This is a genomic window from Actinopolymorpha sp. B17G11, from assembly GCF_040196095.1.
GTDB lineage: Bacteria > Actinomycetota > Actinomycetes > Propionibacteriales > Actinopolymorphaceae > Thermasporomyces.
On sequence record NZ_JBEFTW010000015.1, the window covers coordinates 32,183 to 50,167 of the forward strand.

The following is a 17,985-nucleotide window of genomic DNA, read 5'->3' on the forward strand; positions in this document are numbered from 1 at the left end:
CGGCAGCGGCCTGGAACGCGCTACCGCAGGAGGAACCTACGTGGAGTCGCGCGCAGAGTCGGCTGCCGTCCGGATTTCAGCGTGGCGGTATCCACGGGAGTTCGGTCACGCGGAGGCGGGCGGCACCATATGGAACGAGGACGACCTGCTCCGCCCCTGACTTGGTGTCGACAGGACTCGGTGGTGGACTGCCGGCGGCTCCGTGCTCGACCCTCCAGTTCGCAAGTCGCCGACCTGTGGCGTGCACCGCGAGCCGCACGCCTTCCGGTGAGAAAGGCGGGCCTACGCCTGCCTGCCGGCGTACGGTCAAGGACTTCTCTGGATCGGCCGGATCGAGCTCGACGGCGTAGTTCCACGGTGTCGTCGGGTGTACCTCCCAGTCGGGGTACGACTCATGGCCGCCCTTGCGTTGCCACGACTCCCCTACCGCGAGGGCGAAGGCGAGCGGACCGCGCCACATTGTCACCGCGTTGTTCGGGCGCTGTTCGGCCCGCATCCGGGCGGGCAGGCGGAGCGTGAGGACCTGCTCGCCCACCCACTCCCGGTGCATCCGGTGGACGCTGCCGGGATCGAGTGCGGCAGGCGGGGCGTCCCCGACTGACAGGCGCGGGTCCACGGCCCAGCCCGGCACGCGCAGCGACAGCGGGAACGCACCCGGCTGCTCAACCCGAACCACGACAGTGACCGTGTCGTCGAACGGATAGCTTCCGCGCACCTCCACCCGCACGGGCGTTTCATGAACGCTCGTCTCGAGCACGCATGGTGCGTACGACAGGGCGAGCAGCCCGTCGTCGGGGGTGGCCATCCAAAGGCGGGCAGCGAACTTCGGCCAACCCTGGTGGCGGTTGGCGGTACAGCAACCAAAGTGCGGCTCGAGCCCGAAGACGTTCGCGTCCGGTCCGTTGTTGGTGTAAATGCGGTCCTGCGTCACGTGAGACACGACCTGGTTCGCCTGCTGGACGTACTGGTGCCCACGGTCGTCGACCGTCGCACATGCCGGAAGGGCGTTGTAGGCAAGGCGTTCCAGCCGGTCGACGAGTGCCTCCGCCGCACCCCAGACCTCGACGGCGGTCTCCAGGGAGAACATCTGCTCGACGACCGCACAGGTCTCCGTTCCCTGGGAGGGGTGCCGGCCGGCCAGGTGTTCGTCGGCACTGAACAGCCCGGATGCCTGCCCGTGGTGCTGGTCCAGCTGGGCGAGCAGACTGCCGAGAAGCTCGGGCGGTGCGGGATCCCTCGCTCTGGCGCGACCAGACGGCGGGCGCCTTCATCCCCATGGCGACGTTGACGCCGTGGGTCGCCATCATGTCGTCGTTCATCCAGACGCCGCCGGCTCGCCGCCGGAAGTCGTCGAGGGTCGCCTGCGGCACCTTGTCGCGGTAAGGAAGCGATTCCGCGAACGCGGTCCAGTCGTACCCCTGCCGATGCACGGTCTTGGCGAGATCGAGCAGGAACGACTCGCCGGTCAGGTCGTACAGCCTGTGCAGGGACAGCACGAGGTCAGCCCACCGGCTGCGACCCCAGTCGTGCAACGGAGTCCGGTCGAGCCGTGGCGCGAGCGAGCGCGCGAACCGCAAGGCCGCCTTGACGATCCGCTCGTCACCGGTCGCCGCGTGGTACTGCAGCAGCGCCTTGAGCACCACCATCCGCGGCCACGCGTCTCCGGCGGCGCGAGGATCGGCGTCCGTGCCGGCCTGGCCATCGCCGCACTGGCTGAGCCAGCCGTCGTCGGTCTGGCGGTCGAGGATGGCCGCCACCCAGCGGTCGACCTTCGCGCGGAGCGTCACGTCGTCGAGCAGGAACGCGAGCGGCGTCACGCCGTCCAACCAGTACGGGCCACGTTCCCACCCGTCGGCGGATCCGCCGATCCAGGCGCTGTCGCCGACGTCGGGCCAGATCTCGTCGAGGTGGCCGGCCATGCCGTCGGCCTGGGTCTGGAGCTGGCGGGCGAGCCAGCCCGCGGGCCGGAGCTGACCGAGCGGTAGGGCCCGCAGGGCAGCCGGACGCAGGCCGCTCAACGTGACAGCAGGGAACGCAGGACGTACTGCATGATCCCGCCGTGGCGGAAGTAGTCGGCCTCGCCAGGAGTGTCGATGCGGACGACGGCGCGGAACTCCTTGCCGTCCGCACGCACCGTCACCTCCCGCGGGGTCCTAGCGGAGTTCAGCTCCTCGATCCCCACCATGTCGAAGGTCTCCTCGCCGGTGAGTCCGAGCGACTCCGCCGACTCCCCCGGCGCGTACTGCAGCGGCAGCACGCCCATGCCGATGAGGTTGGACCGATGGATGCGTTCGTACGACTCCGCCAACACCGCCTTGACACCGAGCAACGCGGTGCCCTTGGCCGCCCAGTCGCGGGACGAGCCCGAGCCGTACTCCTTGCCGGCAAGGACGACCAGCGGGGTTCCGGCGGCCTGGTAGTGGATCGAGGCGTCGTAGATCGTCGCCACCTCGCCACCGGCGGTGAAGTCGCGGGTGAGGCCGCCTTCCGTGCCGGGCGCGAGCTGGTTGCGCAGGCGGATGTTGGCGAACGTCCCGCGGATCATCACCTCGTGGTTGCCGCGTCGCGAGCCGTACGAGTTGAACGACCGCGGTTCGACACCGTGCTCCAGCAGGTATGCACCGGCCGGGCTGTCCCGCTTGATCGAGCCGGCCGGGGAGATGTGGTCCGTCGTCACCGAGTCGCCGAGCTTCGCCAGCACACGTGCGCCGGTGATGTCCGACACTGGCGCGGGCGACGCCGGCATCCCTTCGAAATAAGGGGGTTTGCGGACGTAGGTCGAGTCGGCGTCCCACGCGAAGAGATCGCCTTGCGGCGTGGGAAGGTTCTGCCAGCGCTCGTCACCGGCGAAGACGTCGGCATAGTCGCGGGTGAACATCTCGGCAGCGAGCGCGCCCGCCACGACGTCCTCGATCTCCTTCTCCGACGGCCAGATGTCGGCGAGGAAGACGTCGTTGCCCTCCGAGTCCTGGCCCAACGGATCGTTCACGAGGTCGACGTCCATGCTGCCGGCGAGTGCGTACGCCACGACGAGTGGTGGCGAGGCGAGGTAGTTCATCTTGATGTCGGGGTTGATCCGGCCCTCGAAGTTCCGGTTGCCGGACAACACCGACACGACGGCGAGGTCGGCGTCGTTGACCGCCTGGCTCACTGCGGGGATGAGCGGTCCGGAGTTGCCGATGCAGGTGGTGCAGCCGTAGCCGACGAGGTTGAACCCGAGCTTGTCGAGGAAGGGAGTCAGACCCGCGCGCTCGTAGTAGTCCATCACCACCTTCGACCCCGGCGCCAACGTGGTCTTGACCCACGGCTTGCTGGTCAGCCCCTTTTCCACGGCCTTCTTCGCGAGCAGCGCCGCACCCACCATCACCGACGGGTTGGAGGTGTTGGTGCAGGACGTGATCGCCGCGATCACGACGGCGCCGTGGTCGACCTCGCACTCGGTGCCGTCGGCGAGCGTGATTCGGGTCGGCGAACTCGGGCGACCGTTGCCGGACGCGGCGGCGGACTCGAAGGTGCGCGGGGCGTCAGCGCCGTTGCTGCCGGTGTAGGAGGGCGAGTCGCTGGCGGGGAACGACTCCGCGTCAGCTTCGTCGTAGCCCCTCTCCTCGACCGGCTGGGCGTCGCCGACGTAATCGCCCAACACCGTGCGGAATGCCTGCTTCGCCACACTCACGCTCACCCGGTCCTGCGGTCGCTTCGGGCCGGCGATGGAGGGGACGACGCTCGCCAGGTCGAGCTCGAGGTACTCGGAGAAGTCCGGCTCTCGCGACGGATCGTGCCAGAGGCCCTGCTCCTTGGCGTACGCCTCCACCAGAGCGACCTGCTCCGCGGAACGCCCCGTCAACCGCAGGTAGCGCACGGTCTCGTCATCGATCGGGAAGACCGCGATCGTCGAGCCGTACTCCGGCGACATGTTGCCGATCGTGGCGCGGTTGGCGAGCGGCACCGCGCCGACACCCGGGCCGTAGAACTCGACGAACTTCCCCACCACCCCGTGCTTGCGCAGCATCTCGGTGATGGTGAGCACGAGGTCGGTCGCCGTCGCGCCGGCGGGCAGCTCGCCTGCGAGCTTGAAACCGACGACGCGCGGAATGAGCATGCTGATCGGCTGCCCGAGCATGGCGGCCTCGGCCTCGATGCCGCCGACGCCCCATCCGACGACGCCGAGACCGTTGACCATGGTGGTGTGCGAGTCGGTGCCGACGCAGGTGTCGGGATAGGCCTGGGTCACGCCGTCGACGTCGCGCTCGAACACCACGCGGGCGAGGTGCTCGATGTTGACCTGGTGGACGATGCCGGTGCCGGGCGGCACGACGCGGAAGTCGTCGAAGGCACCCTGACCCCAGCGCAGGAACTGGTACCGCTCGACGTTGCGTTCGTACTCGATCTCGACGTTGCGCGCGAACGAGTCCGGCGCACCGAAGACGTCGGCGATGACGGAGTGGTCGATCACCAGCTCCGCAGGTGAGAGCGGGTTGATCGACGCCGGGTCGCCGCCGAGGTCGCGCACGGCCTCGCGCATGGTGGCGAGGTCGACGACAGCCGGTACGCCGGTGAAGTCCTGCATGATCACCCGCGCCGGGGTGAACTGGATCTCTTTGCTGGGTTCGGCTTCGGCTTCCCAGCCGGCGAGGGCACGGATGTCGTCGGCGGTGACGTTGGCGCCGTCCTCGGTCCGCAGGAGATTCTCGAGCAGGATCTTCAGGCTGTACGGCAGACGGTCGGCGCCGTCGACGGCGGCGAGCCGGTGGATCTCGTACGCCGTGCCACCGACGTCGAGCTGGCCCCGGGCGCCGAAGCTGTCCAACCGGCCCTGGCCGCCGCCGTTGTCGTTGCTCGCCATTGTGCGTACTCCCTCGTCGTCGGCTGCTGCGGGCGTACCTCGTCGCCATCCTGCCTACGCGAACACGGACAGAACTGGTCAGGGTGCCCTAACTCACCGGCTCGCGGTGGTCAGGTATCTCGATGTCAAGATACACGGTGGCGCCGGCGCCGCGCCACCCGACCGGGGCCGGCATGCCCGGACCGGCGAGGAGAAAGGTCAGTGCGGTTTGGTACGCCGTTGTTCCCTCGCCGCGAGCTGGGCGAGCCAGGCGTTGTACGCCGGCAACTCGATGTCTGTCCCCGCGTCCACGCGACGGTCGAAGCGCCGCGCTTCGCGGGTGTCCGACCGCATCCACTGGGCGAAGATCACGCCCAACACCAGCAGGGACGGGAGTTCGGCCGCGCCCCACGCGATGCCTCCGCCGACGTTCTGGTCGACCAGCGGATCGACCCAACCCAACCGGAGGGAGGAGTACCACGCAGCGCCGATCAGGGTGGTGCTCGTCATCACGATCACGCCGAAGAACGCATGGAACGGAAGTGACGCGAACAGCATCACCATCCGGCCAAGCGGGGGCAGCTTGTGCGGCAACGGATCGAGGCCGATCACCGTCGCGAAGAAGAGGCCACCGACGAGTAGGAAGTGAGCCGCCATCGCCAGGTGCCCGCTGTGCGAACGCATCGCCCACACGAACATCGGCGAGAGATAGAAGGCGTAGAGGCTCACGATGTAGAGGCCCAGCGCGACCGGTGGGAAGGTCACCACCCGCACGACGCGGCTGTGGAGCACGACGAGGAGCCACTCGCGGAGTCCGCGATCCGTTGCCGTACCAGCGCGATGGATCGCCGCCTCCTCCTCGCCGGCGCCGCCGCTCGGTCCTTCGGTCCCGCCGTCTGCCTTGGCGATCGATCGATGGTGCGCCGGCAACGCCCGCAGGGCAAGGGTCACCGGCGCTCCCATGACGAGCAGGATCGGCACCAGCATCGTCAGGGTCATGTGCTGGACCATGTGGACGCTGAACATCACAGGTGCGTACGTCGCGATCCCGCCACAGAGCACGACCACCGCGACGGCGATGCCCGAAACCCAGGCGATCGTGCGACCGACTGGCCAGCGGATGTCCTTGGCCCGCAGCCGTCGTACGCCTCGCAGGTAACACACGAGTCCGATGGCCGCCAGCGTGAGGACGAGACTGTCGATCCGCCATTCGGAGAACACCCGCGACAACGAGAACGGCGCCACGTCGTAGCCGATGAGCGCCCCGGCCGTCGTGGCCGCCTGGCGCTCCTCCCCGACCGGTGTGGGAGTTCGCGCCAGGGCCACGGCCAGCGCCACCGTCGCCACCATGACGGCAACCTCACCCGCCGCGAACCGGCGGAACGCTCCCGAGTCCTCGCGCTCCAACCGGGGCAGTATCGCGCGGCGATGCCACCAGCCGAACGCCCCCAGTGCCACCAGTGCGACGACCTTGCCGAGGACGAGCCGACCGTAGGACGTCGAGACGAGCTGCTCGACGCTCTCGATCCGCACCCAGGCGTTGACGACTCCCGACGCTGCCGCGGCGCAGAAGCACCAGAGCGCCACCGTGCTGAAGCGAGGCACCGCGGTACGCAGGACGGCTCGGCTCGAGCGCGCGTAGACCACGAGACCGAGCAGGCCACCCACCCACAGCGTGATCGCCACGACGTGGACGATCAGGCTCGACGTCGCGATGTCATGGTTCGCCGCCCCCGCCGAGTGCCCTGTCAGGACCGGCGGAAGCGCTGCCGCGATCGCGAGGATCAGCAGGAGGGCCGCGCCGTTCGGGGTGCGGACGCTGCGCGCCGCCCCGGCGAGAACGACGGTGAGCACGACGACCACGCCCAGGGCACGTCCCTGGGACACCTCCGCGATGAAGCCCAGCAGTGTGCCCTGGTAGTCGACCTGTCCAGGGGGTACGCCGAGGAAGTCCGACAGCGTCAACGCCAGCGTGCCGGCTGCCGCGACGGCCCAGACCCATGCCCACCCGGCGGCTGACCTGACCGCACGCGCGGCGACGGGATCGAGATCGTCGCCACGTGACGGTGCCAGGACGCCGAGGAGCAGGGACCCGACCGCACCGACGGCGGCGAGGTCCATCGTCAGCTTGGCGACCGGGATCCCCCAACCGGTGAGGGCACCGGGGTCGGGAAGACCGGGCGCGGCCGGCCGCGGTCCACCCCCACCCACCCCCAGCGCGACCAGGAGCACACCGAGCGCACCCAGCACGACAGCCGCCGCGACCAGCCAGGGTGCGGCGCGCGGGTCGAGACCGGGACTCCGGCGTTCCGTCGCCATCAGCGGTTCCTCATCCGTGGGCGCCGGAGTCCGGCGCCTTGGGGCCGCGCCACACGGCGAGCACCACGCCGACGGCGATCAACGGAATCAGGGCCAGCCCACCCACGATGATCGGCCAGCGACTGCCGCCTCCGGTCGCCGGTGTCGTGGCCGTGCCGGACGGCGCGGGCGTATCGGTCGGCGGGTCCGTTGCAGAATCGGTCGGCAGGTCCGTTGCCGTGGGTGTCGCCGTCGAGGGTGTCGCCGAGTCCGCCGGCGACGGCGCGAGGCCCGCGGCCCCCTTCTGGAGGCGGAATCGGAACGTGCCGGTGATCGGATGCCCGTCCACGGAGACGACCCGCCAGGCGACCTGGTAGGTGCCGGGCAGGCTCAGCGTCCGCAGCGGCTGCGTCGCCTTCGCTCCGGAGACCTCGAGCGCACCGGCCTGGACCTTCTCGCCCCTGGGTCCGGTGACCGCCACCACGCCGAACCGGCGCCCGACCGGCTGGTCGAATGTCAGCGTCACCGCCGTGGGGGCCCGTCGCAGGTGGGCACCGTCGGCAGGCGTGCTCGACACCAACGAGTTGTGTGCAGACGCCGGTACCGGTCCGGCGAGCTGGGCGAGCGTGCATCCCACCAGGATGACCGCGAGCGTCAGGACCCGGACAAGGGGGGTCGCGGTGGCCCGCACCCTCCAGGGGTGCGAGCCACCACGTCCCCTCGGGACGACCGTCACCCGGCGTCCTTGCGGCGTACGGCGAGCAGGAGCAGCAGGGCAGCGGCGAGGCCGAGGACGCCGACACCCAGCCCGGTACCACCCAGCAGCCGTGCGGTCTGGTCGGACGTCCCGACCGCCGCCACCTCGACGGGCGCGGCCGGGTCGTCGGAGCCGGCCTCATCCTTGTCGGCCGCGGGTGCGGTGCCGTGGCCGGAGCCGCGTTCTTCTGGCGTGAGCGTGAGAACGGGTGCCGGGTGCTCAGGCTCGGCAGCGCCCTCACGGACCGGCTCGGTCCACTCGGCCACCTCGCCGTCGTCGTAGGTCTGGACGGCGGGGAAGGCCAGCGACTTCTCTTCCGGTAGTGGACCGACCGAGACCTCGAACTCGTCGAACTCGTCCGGGCCGATCCTGACGCCCTTCTCGGCGGTCCAGGTGATCGCGCTGACCGCCTCCTCGAGGGTGTAGTCGCCCGACTCGACCGGCTCGGGCAGCTTGGTCCTGGTGACCTGTGCCTTCCAGCCGTCGTGCGGCTTCACGCGGACCGAGGCCAGGGGGGTCTTCAGCGGAAAGGACACCTTGACCTTGACGGTGGCGGCGGTGTCGGACTCGTTGGGGACACGGAAGGCGAGCTTGGCGTAGTTGCCCTGCGTCTCCTCCCGGGGATTGACAGTCACGTGGGCGAACGCGGGCCCGGCGAGCAGGGCAAGCGCACTCGCGGTCGCCGCCGCGACGACCGCGCCGCGGCGAACTGGGTGGGAAAACATGAGAACCCTTCGGTGACGTGGCGCATGCGGCGCACCGACCGTCGACTCGGTGAGGTCGGCTGCCCGTCAGCAACGCCTGGCGATAAGAAGGTGGCGGCGAACATCGCGTCGCCACGGCTCGGCTCGACGTGGAACGTCAGCGGGTACGACGCGGTGGCCCACGCCTGGGATGCGCCCGGGCGGACAGGCTGGCGCCCGGCCGAGGAAGGTCCGGCCGCGAGGGCGCCGGTGAGCACGGCACGGTGACCACGAGCGGTGCGCCCAGCGGGGGCATGCGTACGAGCCCAAGAAGCTCGACGAGTGACCAGAGCACCGTGTCGCCGTGGGTCACCAGCGCGGCGGTGCCGGCGGCTGCCAGCAGGTGGCCGCCGACCATGGCGAGATCCGTGGGCAGGCCCATGCCGTGAGACCCGTCGGCGGCGGGCTGGGCGTGATCGCCAGTACCCGGGCCGGTCAGCGAGAACGCGAGGTGGAACCCCGCCTGCGCGGCCACCGCCCCCGCGAGTACCTGGCCGAAGGAGCGCCGTCGGTCGGCCAGAACGCTGAACCCCGCGCCGGTGAGCACCGCCACCGCGACCCAGGTGTGTGCCTTCGGGACATCTCCACCGCCGATGACGTGCCCCGCCAGGGCAAGCATGGCGCAGCACACGGCGAGGAGACCGCCGCGCGCGACACGCAGCAGGCCTCGGCCGGGGTGGCTCACGCTTGGCGTCCCTTTCTCATCGGTGGCACTGCGGGGCTGGACGCTGGCGCGACGGCCGCGATCAGGAGGTTTGACGCCCGCCGGCCGCCCGGCCTCATCCGCCGCCCGAGTCTAGGCGATCAGTCCCCCGGGTCTTGAGGCACGCTCTCCGCGAGCCCGGCCGCCGCCGCGACCCTTCCGGCCACCATGACCACGACGTCACCACACACGCAGCGGAGGTACCCCACCCACCCGGTGGAGGTCGCGTGCCACGACAGGTGCCGCACCCCGGGATCCGCCAACCGCCACCCGCACGACGGACACGCTGACGCGCAGGGTGACGGACTGGGCGACGGACTGGGCGACGGGGACGCCGGCGGGCAGGATGCGGAATGTGGGCTGTTGTGTCGCACCACCCCAGCATGCTGTCATGGGCTTGTGCACTTCAACCATTACGGCGGGTCCGCGGCGCAACTGTCGACCGCGCTGGTCAACTTCTGCCACACCCACGGCGCCGACGATCCGGACGGCCTCCGTGCACTGCTGGCTGCCCATGACGTCCATACCAGGACGCTCTCCGCAACTCAGGCCGCGCAACTGCGTACCTGGGCCGACTCACTGCGTCAGGCGTACGGAGAAACATCCCTCGACCATCAGGTCGACACCATCAACGCACTGCTGGAGAAGGGAGCCAGCCGGCCGTTCGTGAGCCAGCACGGTGGCCGGTTTCCGCACCTGCACTACTTCCCCGAAGATCCCGACGTCGTGACGCGGGTCCGGGCACAGACCGCGGCCGGACTCGCGCACGCACTGTGCGACGCCGGAGGTCAACGGCTCGGACGCTGTGACCGGGACGAGTGCGGCCTCGTGTTCGTCGACACGTCACGGGGAGGACGGCGCCGATTCTGTTCGCTCCGGTGCGCCAACCGGGTCCGCGTCGCCGACCACCGTCACCGAGCCACCCAGCGCCAGAAGTAGCCGACGCGCCCGAGGTGGGCCACGGTCTGGTCACCGCCGTGCGGACGGCTTGCCGCCGGTCCGCCGGGGTCCGCCGCGTCGTACGCCACCGGGAGCGTTGACCTGCCGCTCTGCCCGGCGTTCGGCGATCTGCGACGAACGCAGCTGGTACGGCACGCTGGTCACCATCACGCCCGTGGTGAAGAGCAGGCGGGTCTTCAACCGCAGCGCGCTCTGGTTGTGGAGCAGGTGCTCCCACCAATGCCCGACGACGTACTCCGGGATGTACACCGTCACCACGTCGCGCGGGCTCGCCCGCCGGATGTGACGGATGTAGTCCAGGATCGGCCGGGTGATCTCGCGGTAGGGCGAAGCGAGGACCTTGAGTGGCACCGGGATGCCGCGACGGTCCCATTCGTCGACGAGTTTGCGGGTCTCCTCCGGATCGACGTCCACGGTCAACGCCTCGAGCACGTCCGGACGCGACGCCCGCGCGAACGCCAGCGCCCGCAACGCCGGCCGGTGCAGCTTCGAGACCAGGACGACCGCGTGCACCTTGGACGGCAGGGTCAGCTCATCCTCCGGCGCCGCCGTCAATTCCTCGGCCACCCGGTCGTAGTGCGCCCGGATTCCGCGCATGAGAACGAAGAGCACCGCCATCGCGAGGATCGAGATCCACGCTCCCTGGGTGAACTTCGTGACGAGGACGACGACCAGCACGACAGCGGTCACGCTGAGCCCGAAGGCGTTGATCAACCGGCTGCGTTGCATACGCCGGATGGCGCCCGGATCCTGCTCCGTCCGTAGCAGCGCTGTCCAGTGCAGGACCATGCCGGTCTGGCTCACCGTGAACGACACGAACACGCCGACGATGTAGAGCTGGATCAGCGAGGTGACCTCGGCGTCGAACGCGACGATCAACACGATCGCGAACCCCGCCAGCAGGACGATCCCGTTGCTGAACGCCAGCCGGTCGCCGCGGGTGTGCAGCTGCCGCGGCAGGTAGCCGTCGCGGGCCAGGATCGACCCCAGGACCGGGAACCCGTTGAACGCCGTGTTGGCGGCCAGCACCAGGATCACGCCGGTCGCCGCGGCGACGAAGTAGAACCCGATCGGGAAGTGGTCGAAGATCCCTCCCGCGAGCTGGCTGATCACCGGGTCCTGGTGATAGCCCGGTCCCACCGGAGTGCCGTCCGGGTTGAGCAGCTGGGTCGCTGGGCGTTCGACCATGCGCACGCCCATGGCGTTGCCCAGCAGGTTGACGCTCAGGCCCATCACCACGGCAATGACGCCGAGCAGAAGCAGGGTCGCCGCGGCGTTGCGCCCCTTGGGTCTGCGGAACGCCGGAACGCCGTTGCTGATCGCCTCCACCCCGGTGAGCGCGGCGCAACCGGACGCGAACGCCCGCAGGAGCAGGAACGCGGCGGCGAGCCCCGTGAAGCCCTGCGCGAACTCCGGTTCGGCAGCGATCTGGAGATCGGCGGAGTCGGCTTCGGGCAGGGTTCCGAGGAAGTAGCGGACGAGACCCCACAGTGACATCCCGAGAATCGCCGCCATGAAGAGGTACGTCGGGATCGCGAACGCCGTACCGGACTCTCGGATCCCGCGCAGGTTCATCGCCATGAGAAAGAGCGTGGCGATCACCGCGACCGTCGTCTGGTGCCCCTGCCACGACTCGATCGCCGTCGCGGCGTACTGCGCGGCCGACGAGATCGACACCGCCACGGTGAGCACGTAGTCGACCAGCAGCGCACTTGCGACAGTGAGCCCGGCCGCGTGACCCAGATTGACCGTCGAGACCTCGTAGTCGCCGCCGCCGGACTGATACGCCTGCACGTTCTGCCGGTACGACGCCACCACCGCGAGCATGACGATCCCGACCGCGATGCCGATCTTCCAGGAGAAGGCGTACGCGGAGAGGCCCGCGAACGACAACATGATGAAGATCTCGTCCGGTGCGTACGCCACGGAGGACAGTGCGTCGCTGGCGAAGACGGGGAGAGCGATGCGCTTCGGCAGAAGCGTCTGGTGGATCTGGGTACTGCGGAGCTTGCGCCCGATCAGCAGCCGCTTGCCGAGGTCGCCTATTCCCACGGCAAGGATGCTAGAGGTAGCGACGGACGGCCTGTCGACGGGCACCGTACGGGTTTCCGCGCCGGGGCGCGCTGTTGATCAGGCAGAGTCCGATGCCCGGTCCGCCACCGGCGGGGTGACGCGGTGTAGCGTCAGGGACGATCCGACCAGCGATCGGGCGAAGAAGGACACCGTGCACATCGTGATCATGGGCTGCGGACGCGTCGGTTCCACACTCGCGCACAGCCTCGAGGACCGTGGCCACAGCGTCGCCGTGGTCGACCGGGCGACGGAGGCATTCCGCCGGCTCGGCCCGAGCTTCGGCGGCCGGACCGTCACCGGCATGGGCTTCGACCGCGACGTCCTCGCCGAGGCCGGTATCGAGCAGGCCGGAGCCTTCGCCGCGGTCTCCAGCGGCGACAACTCCAACGTCCTGTCCGCCCGGATCGCCCGCGAGATCTTCCGGGTCGAGAACGTCGTCGCCCGGATCTACGACCCTGGGCGTGCTGAGGTCTACCAGCGCCTCGGCATTCCCACGGTCGCCACGATTCCGTGGACGACCCACCAGATCATCCGCCGGCTGCTGCCGGAAGGTTCCGAGCCGGAGTGGCGCGACCCCACAGGGACCGTACGCCTGGCCGAGATCCACATCGACGCGGCCTGGGTGGGCCACCGGGTGAGCGATCTGGAGCGGACCACCGGGGCCCGCGTGGCGTTCCTGACAAGGCTCGGCGAGGGCGTCCTGCCCGGCCCCGACACGGTCGTACAGGACGGCGACCTCGTTCACGTCATCATGCGCGAGGGCACGATCGACAAGGTGGAGAACGCCTTCGCCTCGGGTCCGGAGGAACTCTGATGCGCGTGGTCATCGCCGGTGCCGGCAACGTCGGCCAGTCCATCGCGAGTGAGCTGGTCGAGAACCACCACGAGGTCCTCCTCATCGACCGCGACCCGGCCGCCATGAAGGTCGAGGTCGTCCCGCACGCAGAGTGGCTCCTGGCCGACGCCTGTGAGCTCTCCACGCTCGACGAGGCCGCCCTGCACCGCTGCGACGTCGTCATCGCCGCGACGGGAGACGACAAGGTCAACCTCGTCGTGTCTCTGCTGGCCAAGACCGAGTTCGGTGTCCCGCGGGTGGTCGCCCGGGTCAACCACCCCAAGAACGAGTGGATGTTCAACGAGTCCTGGGGTGTGGACGTCGCCGTCTCGACGCCGCGGATCATGGCCGCACTCGTCGAGGAGGCCGTGAGTGTCGGCGACCTCGTACGCCTCTTCACCTTCCGACAGGGTGAGGCCAACCTCGTCGAGCTCACCCTCCCGGAGGACTCCACGACGATCGGCCGCCGCGTCCAGGACGTCTCCTGGCCGCCTGACACCACGCTCGTCACGATTGTCCGGTCCGGGCGGGTGTTGGTGCCGACCGGCGACACCCCCCTCGAGGGTCATGACGAGTTGCTGTTCGTCGCCATTCCCGAGCGGGAGAAGGAGCTTCAGGAACTCCTGTCACCGCATGAGACCCAGCCTCCGACCGAAGACAGGTAGGGCGGCTTTGTCACGTGTGGCGTCGCGACCTCAGGAGCCGCCACGGGCCTGCCCGATCTTGTCGGCGGCCTGCTTCACCGCCGCCCAGTGCTCCCGCGGCACCGAGCCCTTGATGACGATGTAGCTGAGCCACAGGACGAGCAGCCACAACGGCCAGCCGAGGGCCACCCGGGCGATTCCGAGTGCGACGACCTCGCCGGCGAGATACAGCGGCAGCTGCACCGCCAGTTTGACCGCGAACAGACCCACCCAGAGCCAACCTGCCCGCATGAACGCGCTCAGCAGCACGGGATCCTGCCGCCAGGTGGTTCCCCAGCCCGCGGCGAAGCCCACGATCAGACCGATCAGCGGCCAGCGAAGGAGGTTTCCGACAAGATAGGCGACGGCGTAGCCGGCGTTGATGAACAGACCCGGGAGATAGAAGTCCTCGGCCTTCCCGGTGGCGTTCGCGATCAGCGCGGCAATGGCGACGCCGATGAAGCCGCCGATGATGTTCTGTAGCGGGTCGCGACGTACCAGCCGGATCACGGCCAGCACCGCACCGACCGACAGCGCGATGATCAGCGCCAACCGGAGATCCTGGCCAGACACCGTGTAGGCGATGAGGAAAGCCACGCCGGGTATACCCGCGTCGAGCATGCCTCCCCAGCCGCCGAACGCCCGGACGAGGGAGAACCCCTCCTGCGCCGAAGGTTCCGGCTCGTCCACGCGCTGTTGTTCGGCCGGCTGTTGGTCGGTCACCGCTGCTCCTTAGTGGTCCGGGTCACCTTAGTGGTCCGGGTCATCTGTGGGCCGAAGCTCATAACGTGGGTTGTACATGATCCGCTCGTCGTCGCGGGAAGCGATCAGACCCTTGGCGATCAGGCTGCGGCCAGGTTCGATGCCGGCGATCCGGCGCCGGCCCAGCCAGACCAGGGTGACGGAGCCGGAACCGTCGTACAGCTCGGCCTCCAGCGCCGGGACGCCGCCTCGCGGTCTGAGGGTGACCGTGCGGAGAGTGCCGCAGAGTTGGACCTGTTCACGGTGAGCACAGCTCCCGATCGGCTCATAACCCGATTCGAACACGTCGTCCTGCAGCTCGGCCGCCTCCAGCGCGTCCTGGCTGCTTGCGAGCCGGGAGAGGGCGCGGCGCCACATGCCGGTGCGCGTGGTCTTTCCACCCTCACTCATGGGGGTCACGCCTCCTGGCCTCGGTCATGCGACGCAGGTTACCCGTGCCCGTGCCGCTTCGACCGGTCGACCAGTCGCCGGACGACTGCGGAGCCGTTCCGAGCCCGCCTACGCAGGTCGCGCGGCATGGGGGTCGCGCAACGGGATCATCTCGCCGGGCGCCATCGGACTCTTGCCGCGCACGACGACAATCGCGGACATGGCGGAAAGCAGAGGGCCCGCAGCCGCCGGGTCCGAGGCGGCCTGGCCGTGCAGGGTGCCGCGGAGGCCCCAGCGTGGGCCGTCGACGCCGACGAACCGCAAGGTCTTGTTGACCGGCTGACCGTCAGGTGTCCGACCCGGCATGATCACCTTGAGCTCGCGTCCGAACGGGCCCTCCCCCTCGGTCACGACCCCGCCCGCTCGCGTGACGTCGGCCGAGACGCTGCGCCGGTCCTCGTCCCAGAGGCCGCGGCTCTTCGGCGCCGCGAAGGCGCGTAGCTCGAGCGCTGATGCGCCCTGCACGAGGAACACGGCATCCACCTGTGATGCCTGGTTGATTCCCACCTTGACCTCGACTCCGGCCATTCTGGGGATCTGCAGGGCGCCGAAGTCGTCCCGGCCGGCCGCCGCGGGATCGGAGCCGTGCTCCACCTCGCTGGAGTCGTAGGGTCCTGGGCGTGAGGGGACGCCCGGGGCTCCGGAAGCGGCGGTCGGTGCACCACCGGCGTACGGATCTGCCGGATCCCACGCCGCCTGGTCAGCCATGGCGTCGTCGGGACCTCGGCCGCGACGCCTCCGGTCCCGCGCGTCGAGATCGGAGGTCGTCTGCGAAGGCTGCGCCTTGCGAAAGACCACGTCAGGTTCCTCCCCCACGGGTCTGGCCCGCCTCGGTAAAGCCACCGGTCGAGCCATAGCCGCCGTCACCTCGCAACGATTCGGGCAGGGTGTCGACCTCGATGAAGTGGGCCCGCTCGACACGCTGGACGACGAGTTGGGCGATCCGGTCACCACGCCGGAGCTCGATCGGTTGGTGCGGGTCGAGGTTGATCAGGACGACGCGGAGTTCTCCCCGGTAGCCGGCGTCGACGGTGCCAGGCGCGTTCACGATCGACATCCCGCATCGTGCCGCGAGGCCGGACCTCGGATGGACGAAGGCGACGTACCCGGCCGGCAGTGCGAGGGCGATGCCGGTGGGCACGACCGAACGCTCCCCCGGCTGGAGGGTGAGGCCAACCGTGGTGACAAGATCGGCACCGGCGTCACCCGCATGAGCATAGGCGGGAATGGTGACGTCTGGGTCGAGACGCCGGATGAGAACCGGTACGTCGTTCTCGGGGGTCACGGTGCCTGACCCTACCCGTGGCACCGAGCGGGTGGATGGGAGGCTTGGCGGTCGTGAACGCACCGGCGGAGACCGACCCTGACCGGCACCAGTCCACGGCTGGCGCCACCCGCTACACCGAGCGCCTGTGGGTCCCGGTCTGGTGGTGGCTGGTCGTGGGCGGGCTGGCGGGCTCCTTCTGGTTCGCGGCCCAGCACGGGTGGCCGCATCTCGGTGGGCACATCGCCGGACTCGCCACGACGCTGCTGTGCGCCGCCGGCCTCCTCGTCTACGGCCGGCTCGCGATCCGGGTCGACCAGCACTCGCTCCGGGTGGGCTCTGCCCGCCTCCCTCTCACGGCGGTGGGCTCGGCGCTTCCACTCTCGTCCGCGCAGGCGCGTGCCCTCCGCGGGCCGGCGGCAGACGCGACCGCACGGATGTTCCTGCGGCCCTACCTCCCCCGCGGGATCCGCGTCGAGGTCACCGACCCCGCCGATCCGACGCCGTACTGGTACGTCGCGACCCGGCGCCCGGAAGCCCTCGCCCGCGCGCTCGATGACGCGGTGGCGGCTGCGAGGACTCGAGACTGACCCCGCGGACCGGTACCGCGTGGAAGACTCGGGACAAGAACGGAGGTTTCACGTGGCTGGGTCGAAGCTTGGATGGACCGTCGTACGCGGACTGAGCACCTTCGCCGCCGTGGCGGTGACGAAGAAGGGGGTCGACACCGGCTGGCGCTGGGTCACGGGCAATGAGCCGCCGGCCGACCCGGACGATCCGGACCTCACCTGGCGCGAAGCCGTCACCTGGGCGGTGGCGAGTGGTGTCGGGGTCGCGGTCGCCAGGCTCCTTGCCGGCCGTCAGGCCGCCCGGATGTGGCGCAAGTGGACCGGTGAGCTGCCGCCCGGCCTGCGGCCCGACGACTCCGCGTGACGCGGGCATCCGGTTTCCGGCTCATAGGGCCAGCGCGGGTCACACGTGACGCGTCCGGCGCCGTGCCGACCGACTTCTCGAGCGGTCAACACGGCGCCGGACGCGTTCCTGCGAGCGACTCTGGCCAGACCCTTGTCCGTGGCCACCAGCAGGCGGCCCGGACCGGGCTAGGCAGCACAGTCGCGGCAGACCGGTTGGCCCTTCTTCTCGAATGCGAGCTGGCTCCGGTGGTGGACCAGGAAGCAGTTCGAGCAGGTGAACTCGTCTGACTGGCGGGGCAGCACCCGCACGGATAGTTCTTCGTTGGACAGGTCGGCACCGGGCAGTTCGAACGTCTCGGCTACTTCGGCCTCGTCGACGTCGACCTTCCCTGAGTTCTTGTCCATGCGCCGCGCCTTGAGCTCCTCGATGCTGTCCTCGGAGAGCTCTTCGTCTGTCTTGCGTGGCGCGTCGTAGTCGGTGGCCATCGTCCCTCTTCCCCCTGGCTCAGCGGGTGTTGCGGTACGCACATCCTTGTGCGCAAACGTCGCGCTCGACCCCCTCTGGTGGTGGCGCGCTTGGCGGTGCGCCCATCACCGCTTGTCGAGCACGTAACGCGTGGCGGGCTGAACTTGTGCCCGATTCGCGGGCGCAGATTCTGCCCTATGCAGATCCGGCACACTCGTACTGGATCCGCGTGTCGCTCGTGATCTTGCGGACGTACATCCCCGTTACGCCTGTGTC

Annotated in this window: 17 protein-coding genes and 1 pseudogene; 5 read left to right on the forward strand and 13 right to left on the reverse strand. The window is 69.6% G+C overall.

Annotated features, from left to right (window positions below; genetic code table 11):
* Nucleotides 1-76: 76 nt before the first annotated feature.
* The 7 genes and pseudogenes from ABN028_RS16875 to ABN028_RS16905 form a co-directional block, all read right to left on the reverse strand.
* On the reverse strand, nucleotides 77-1,204 hold the full coding sequence (locus tag ABN028_RS16875; protein ID WP_349697292.1) for a glycoside hydrolase family protein: 1,128 nt from the start codon (nucleotides 1,202-1,204) through the stop codon (nucleotides 77-79).
* 274 nt (nucleotides 1,205-1,478) lie between these two features.
* Nucleotides 1,479-1,919, reverse strand: a pseudogene (locus ABN028_RS16880) (beta-L-arabinofuranosidase domain-containing protein); the annotation flags it as partial.
* A gap of 95 nt (nucleotides 1,920-2,014) precedes the next feature.
* Nucleotides 2,015-4,843, reverse strand: a complete 2,829-nt coding sequence (locus tag ABN028_RS16885) for an aconitate hydratase (protein WP_349697230.1) — start codon at nucleotides 4,841-4,843, stop codon at nucleotides 2,015-2,017.
* Between the two features lie 198 nt (nucleotides 4,844-5,041).
* The gene (locus tag ABN028_RS16890) at nucleotides 5,042-7,141 is read right to left on the reverse strand and encodes a bifunctional copper resistance protein CopD/cytochrome c oxidase assembly protein (protein WP_349697231.1); all 2,100 of its coding nucleotides are present in this window, start codon (nucleotides 7,139-7,141) and stop codon (nucleotides 5,042-5,044) included.
* 10 nt (nucleotides 7,142-7,151) lie between these two features.
* Nucleotides 7,152-7,811, reverse strand: coding sequence for a copper resistance CopC family protein (locus ABN028_RS16895; RefSeq protein WP_349697232.1), 660 nt, complete (start codon nucleotides 7,809-7,811; stop codon nucleotides 7,152-7,154).
* A 41-nt stretch (nucleotides 7,812-7,852) separates the two neighbouring features.
* Nucleotides 7,853-8,602 carry a YcnI family copper-binding membrane protein gene (locus ABN028_RS16900; protein WP_349697233.1) on the reverse strand — a complete coding sequence of 250 codons (750 nt, stop codon included), beginning with the start codon at nucleotides 8,600-8,602 and terminating at the stop codon, nucleotides 7,853-7,855.
* Nucleotides 8,603-8,738: 136 nt separating this feature from the next.
* A complete protein-coding gene (locus ABN028_RS16905) occupies nucleotides 8,739-9,305 on the reverse strand; it encodes a hypothetical protein (RefSeq protein WP_349697234.1) in 567 nt (188 codons plus the stop codon).
* Between the two features lie 417 nt (nucleotides 9,306-9,722).
* Between ABN028_RS16905 and ABN028_RS16910 the strand changes: the two genes are divergently transcribed.
* A complete protein-coding gene (locus ABN028_RS16910) occupies nucleotides 9,723-10,262 on the forward strand; it encodes a CGNR zinc finger domain-containing protein (RefSeq protein WP_349697235.1) in 540 nt (179 codons plus the stop codon).
* A 30-nt stretch (nucleotides 10,263-10,292) separates the two neighbouring features.
* Here ABN028_RS16910 and ABN028_RS16915 read toward each other — a convergent pair whose 3' ends face one another.
* Entirely contained in the window at nucleotides 10,293-12,335 is a 2,043-nt protein-coding gene (locus ABN028_RS16915; protein ID WP_349330728.1) for an APC family permease, read from the reverse strand.
* A 172-nt stretch (nucleotides 12,336-12,507) separates the two neighbouring features.
* Here ABN028_RS16915 and ABN028_RS16920 point away from each other — a divergent pair, with 172 nt between their 5' ends.
* Both ABN028_RS16920 and ABN028_RS16925 read left to right on the forward strand, forming a co-directional pair.
* Nucleotides 12,508-13,170, forward strand: coding sequence for a potassium channel family protein (locus ABN028_RS16920; protein WP_349330729.1), 663 nt, complete (start codon nucleotides 12,508-12,510; stop codon nucleotides 13,168-13,170).
* Nucleotides 13,170-13,856, forward strand: coding sequence for a potassium channel family protein (locus ABN028_RS16925; protein ID WP_349330730.1), 687 nt, complete (start codon nucleotides 13,170-13,172; stop codon nucleotides 13,854-13,856). Before ABN028_RS16920 ends, ABN028_RS16925 begins: the two co-directional genes overlap by 1 nt.
* A gap of 30 nt (nucleotides 13,857-13,886) precedes the next feature.
* On the opposite strand, the gene ABN028_RS16930 is transcribed toward ABN028_RS16925, so the two are convergent.
* The 4 genes from ABN028_RS16930 to dut form a co-directional block, all read right to left on the reverse strand.
* Nucleotides 13,887-14,597 (reverse strand): DUF3159 domain-containing protein, encoded by a 711-nt coding sequence (locus ABN028_RS16930; RefSeq protein WP_349330731.1) that lies wholly within the window; start codon nucleotides 14,595-14,597, stop codon nucleotides 13,887-13,889.
* A 27-nt stretch (nucleotides 14,598-14,624) separates the two neighbouring features.
* A complete protein-coding gene (locus ABN028_RS16935) occupies nucleotides 14,625-15,026 on the reverse strand; it encodes an OB-fold nucleic acid binding domain-containing protein (RefSeq protein ID WP_349330732.1) in 402 nt (133 codons plus the stop codon).
* Between the two features lie 108 nt (nucleotides 15,027-15,134).
* Nucleotides 15,135-15,863 carry a DUF3710 domain-containing protein gene (locus tag ABN028_RS16940; RefSeq protein WP_349330733.1) on the reverse strand — a complete coding sequence of 243 codons (729 nt, stop codon included), beginning with the start codon at nucleotides 15,861-15,863 and terminating at the stop codon, nucleotides 15,135-15,137.
* Between the two features lies 1 nt (nucleotide 15,864).
* Nucleotides 15,865-16,350, reverse strand: coding sequence for a dUTP diphosphatase (gene dut, locus ABN028_RS16945; RefSeq protein WP_349330734.1), 486 nt, complete (start codon nucleotides 16,348-16,350; stop codon nucleotides 15,865-15,867).
* Between the two features lie 53 nt (nucleotides 16,351-16,403).
* Here dut and ABN028_RS16950 point away from each other — a divergent pair, with 53 nt between their 5' ends.
* Complete coding sequence (locus ABN028_RS16950) at nucleotides 16,404-16,919, forward strand: DUF3093 domain-containing protein (protein WP_349330735.1); 516 nt, start codon at nucleotides 16,404-16,406, stop codon at nucleotides 16,917-16,919.
* Between the two features lie 52 nt (nucleotides 16,920-16,971).
* The gene (locus ABN028_RS16955; RefSeq protein WP_349330736.1) at nucleotides 16,972-17,262 is read left to right on the forward strand and encodes a DUF4235 domain-containing protein; all 291 of its coding nucleotides are present in this window, start codon (nucleotides 16,972-16,974) and stop codon (nucleotides 17,260-17,262) included.
* A 167-nt stretch (nucleotides 17,263-17,429) separates the two neighbouring features.
* On the opposite strand, the gene ABN028_RS16960 is transcribed toward ABN028_RS16955, so the two are convergent.
* Nucleotides 17,430-17,729, reverse strand: a complete 300-nt coding sequence (locus ABN028_RS16960; RefSeq protein ID WP_349330737.1) for a DUF4193 domain-containing protein — start codon at nucleotides 17,727-17,729, stop codon at nucleotides 17,430-17,432.
* Between the last annotated feature and the right edge of the window lie 256 nt (nucleotides 17,730-17,985).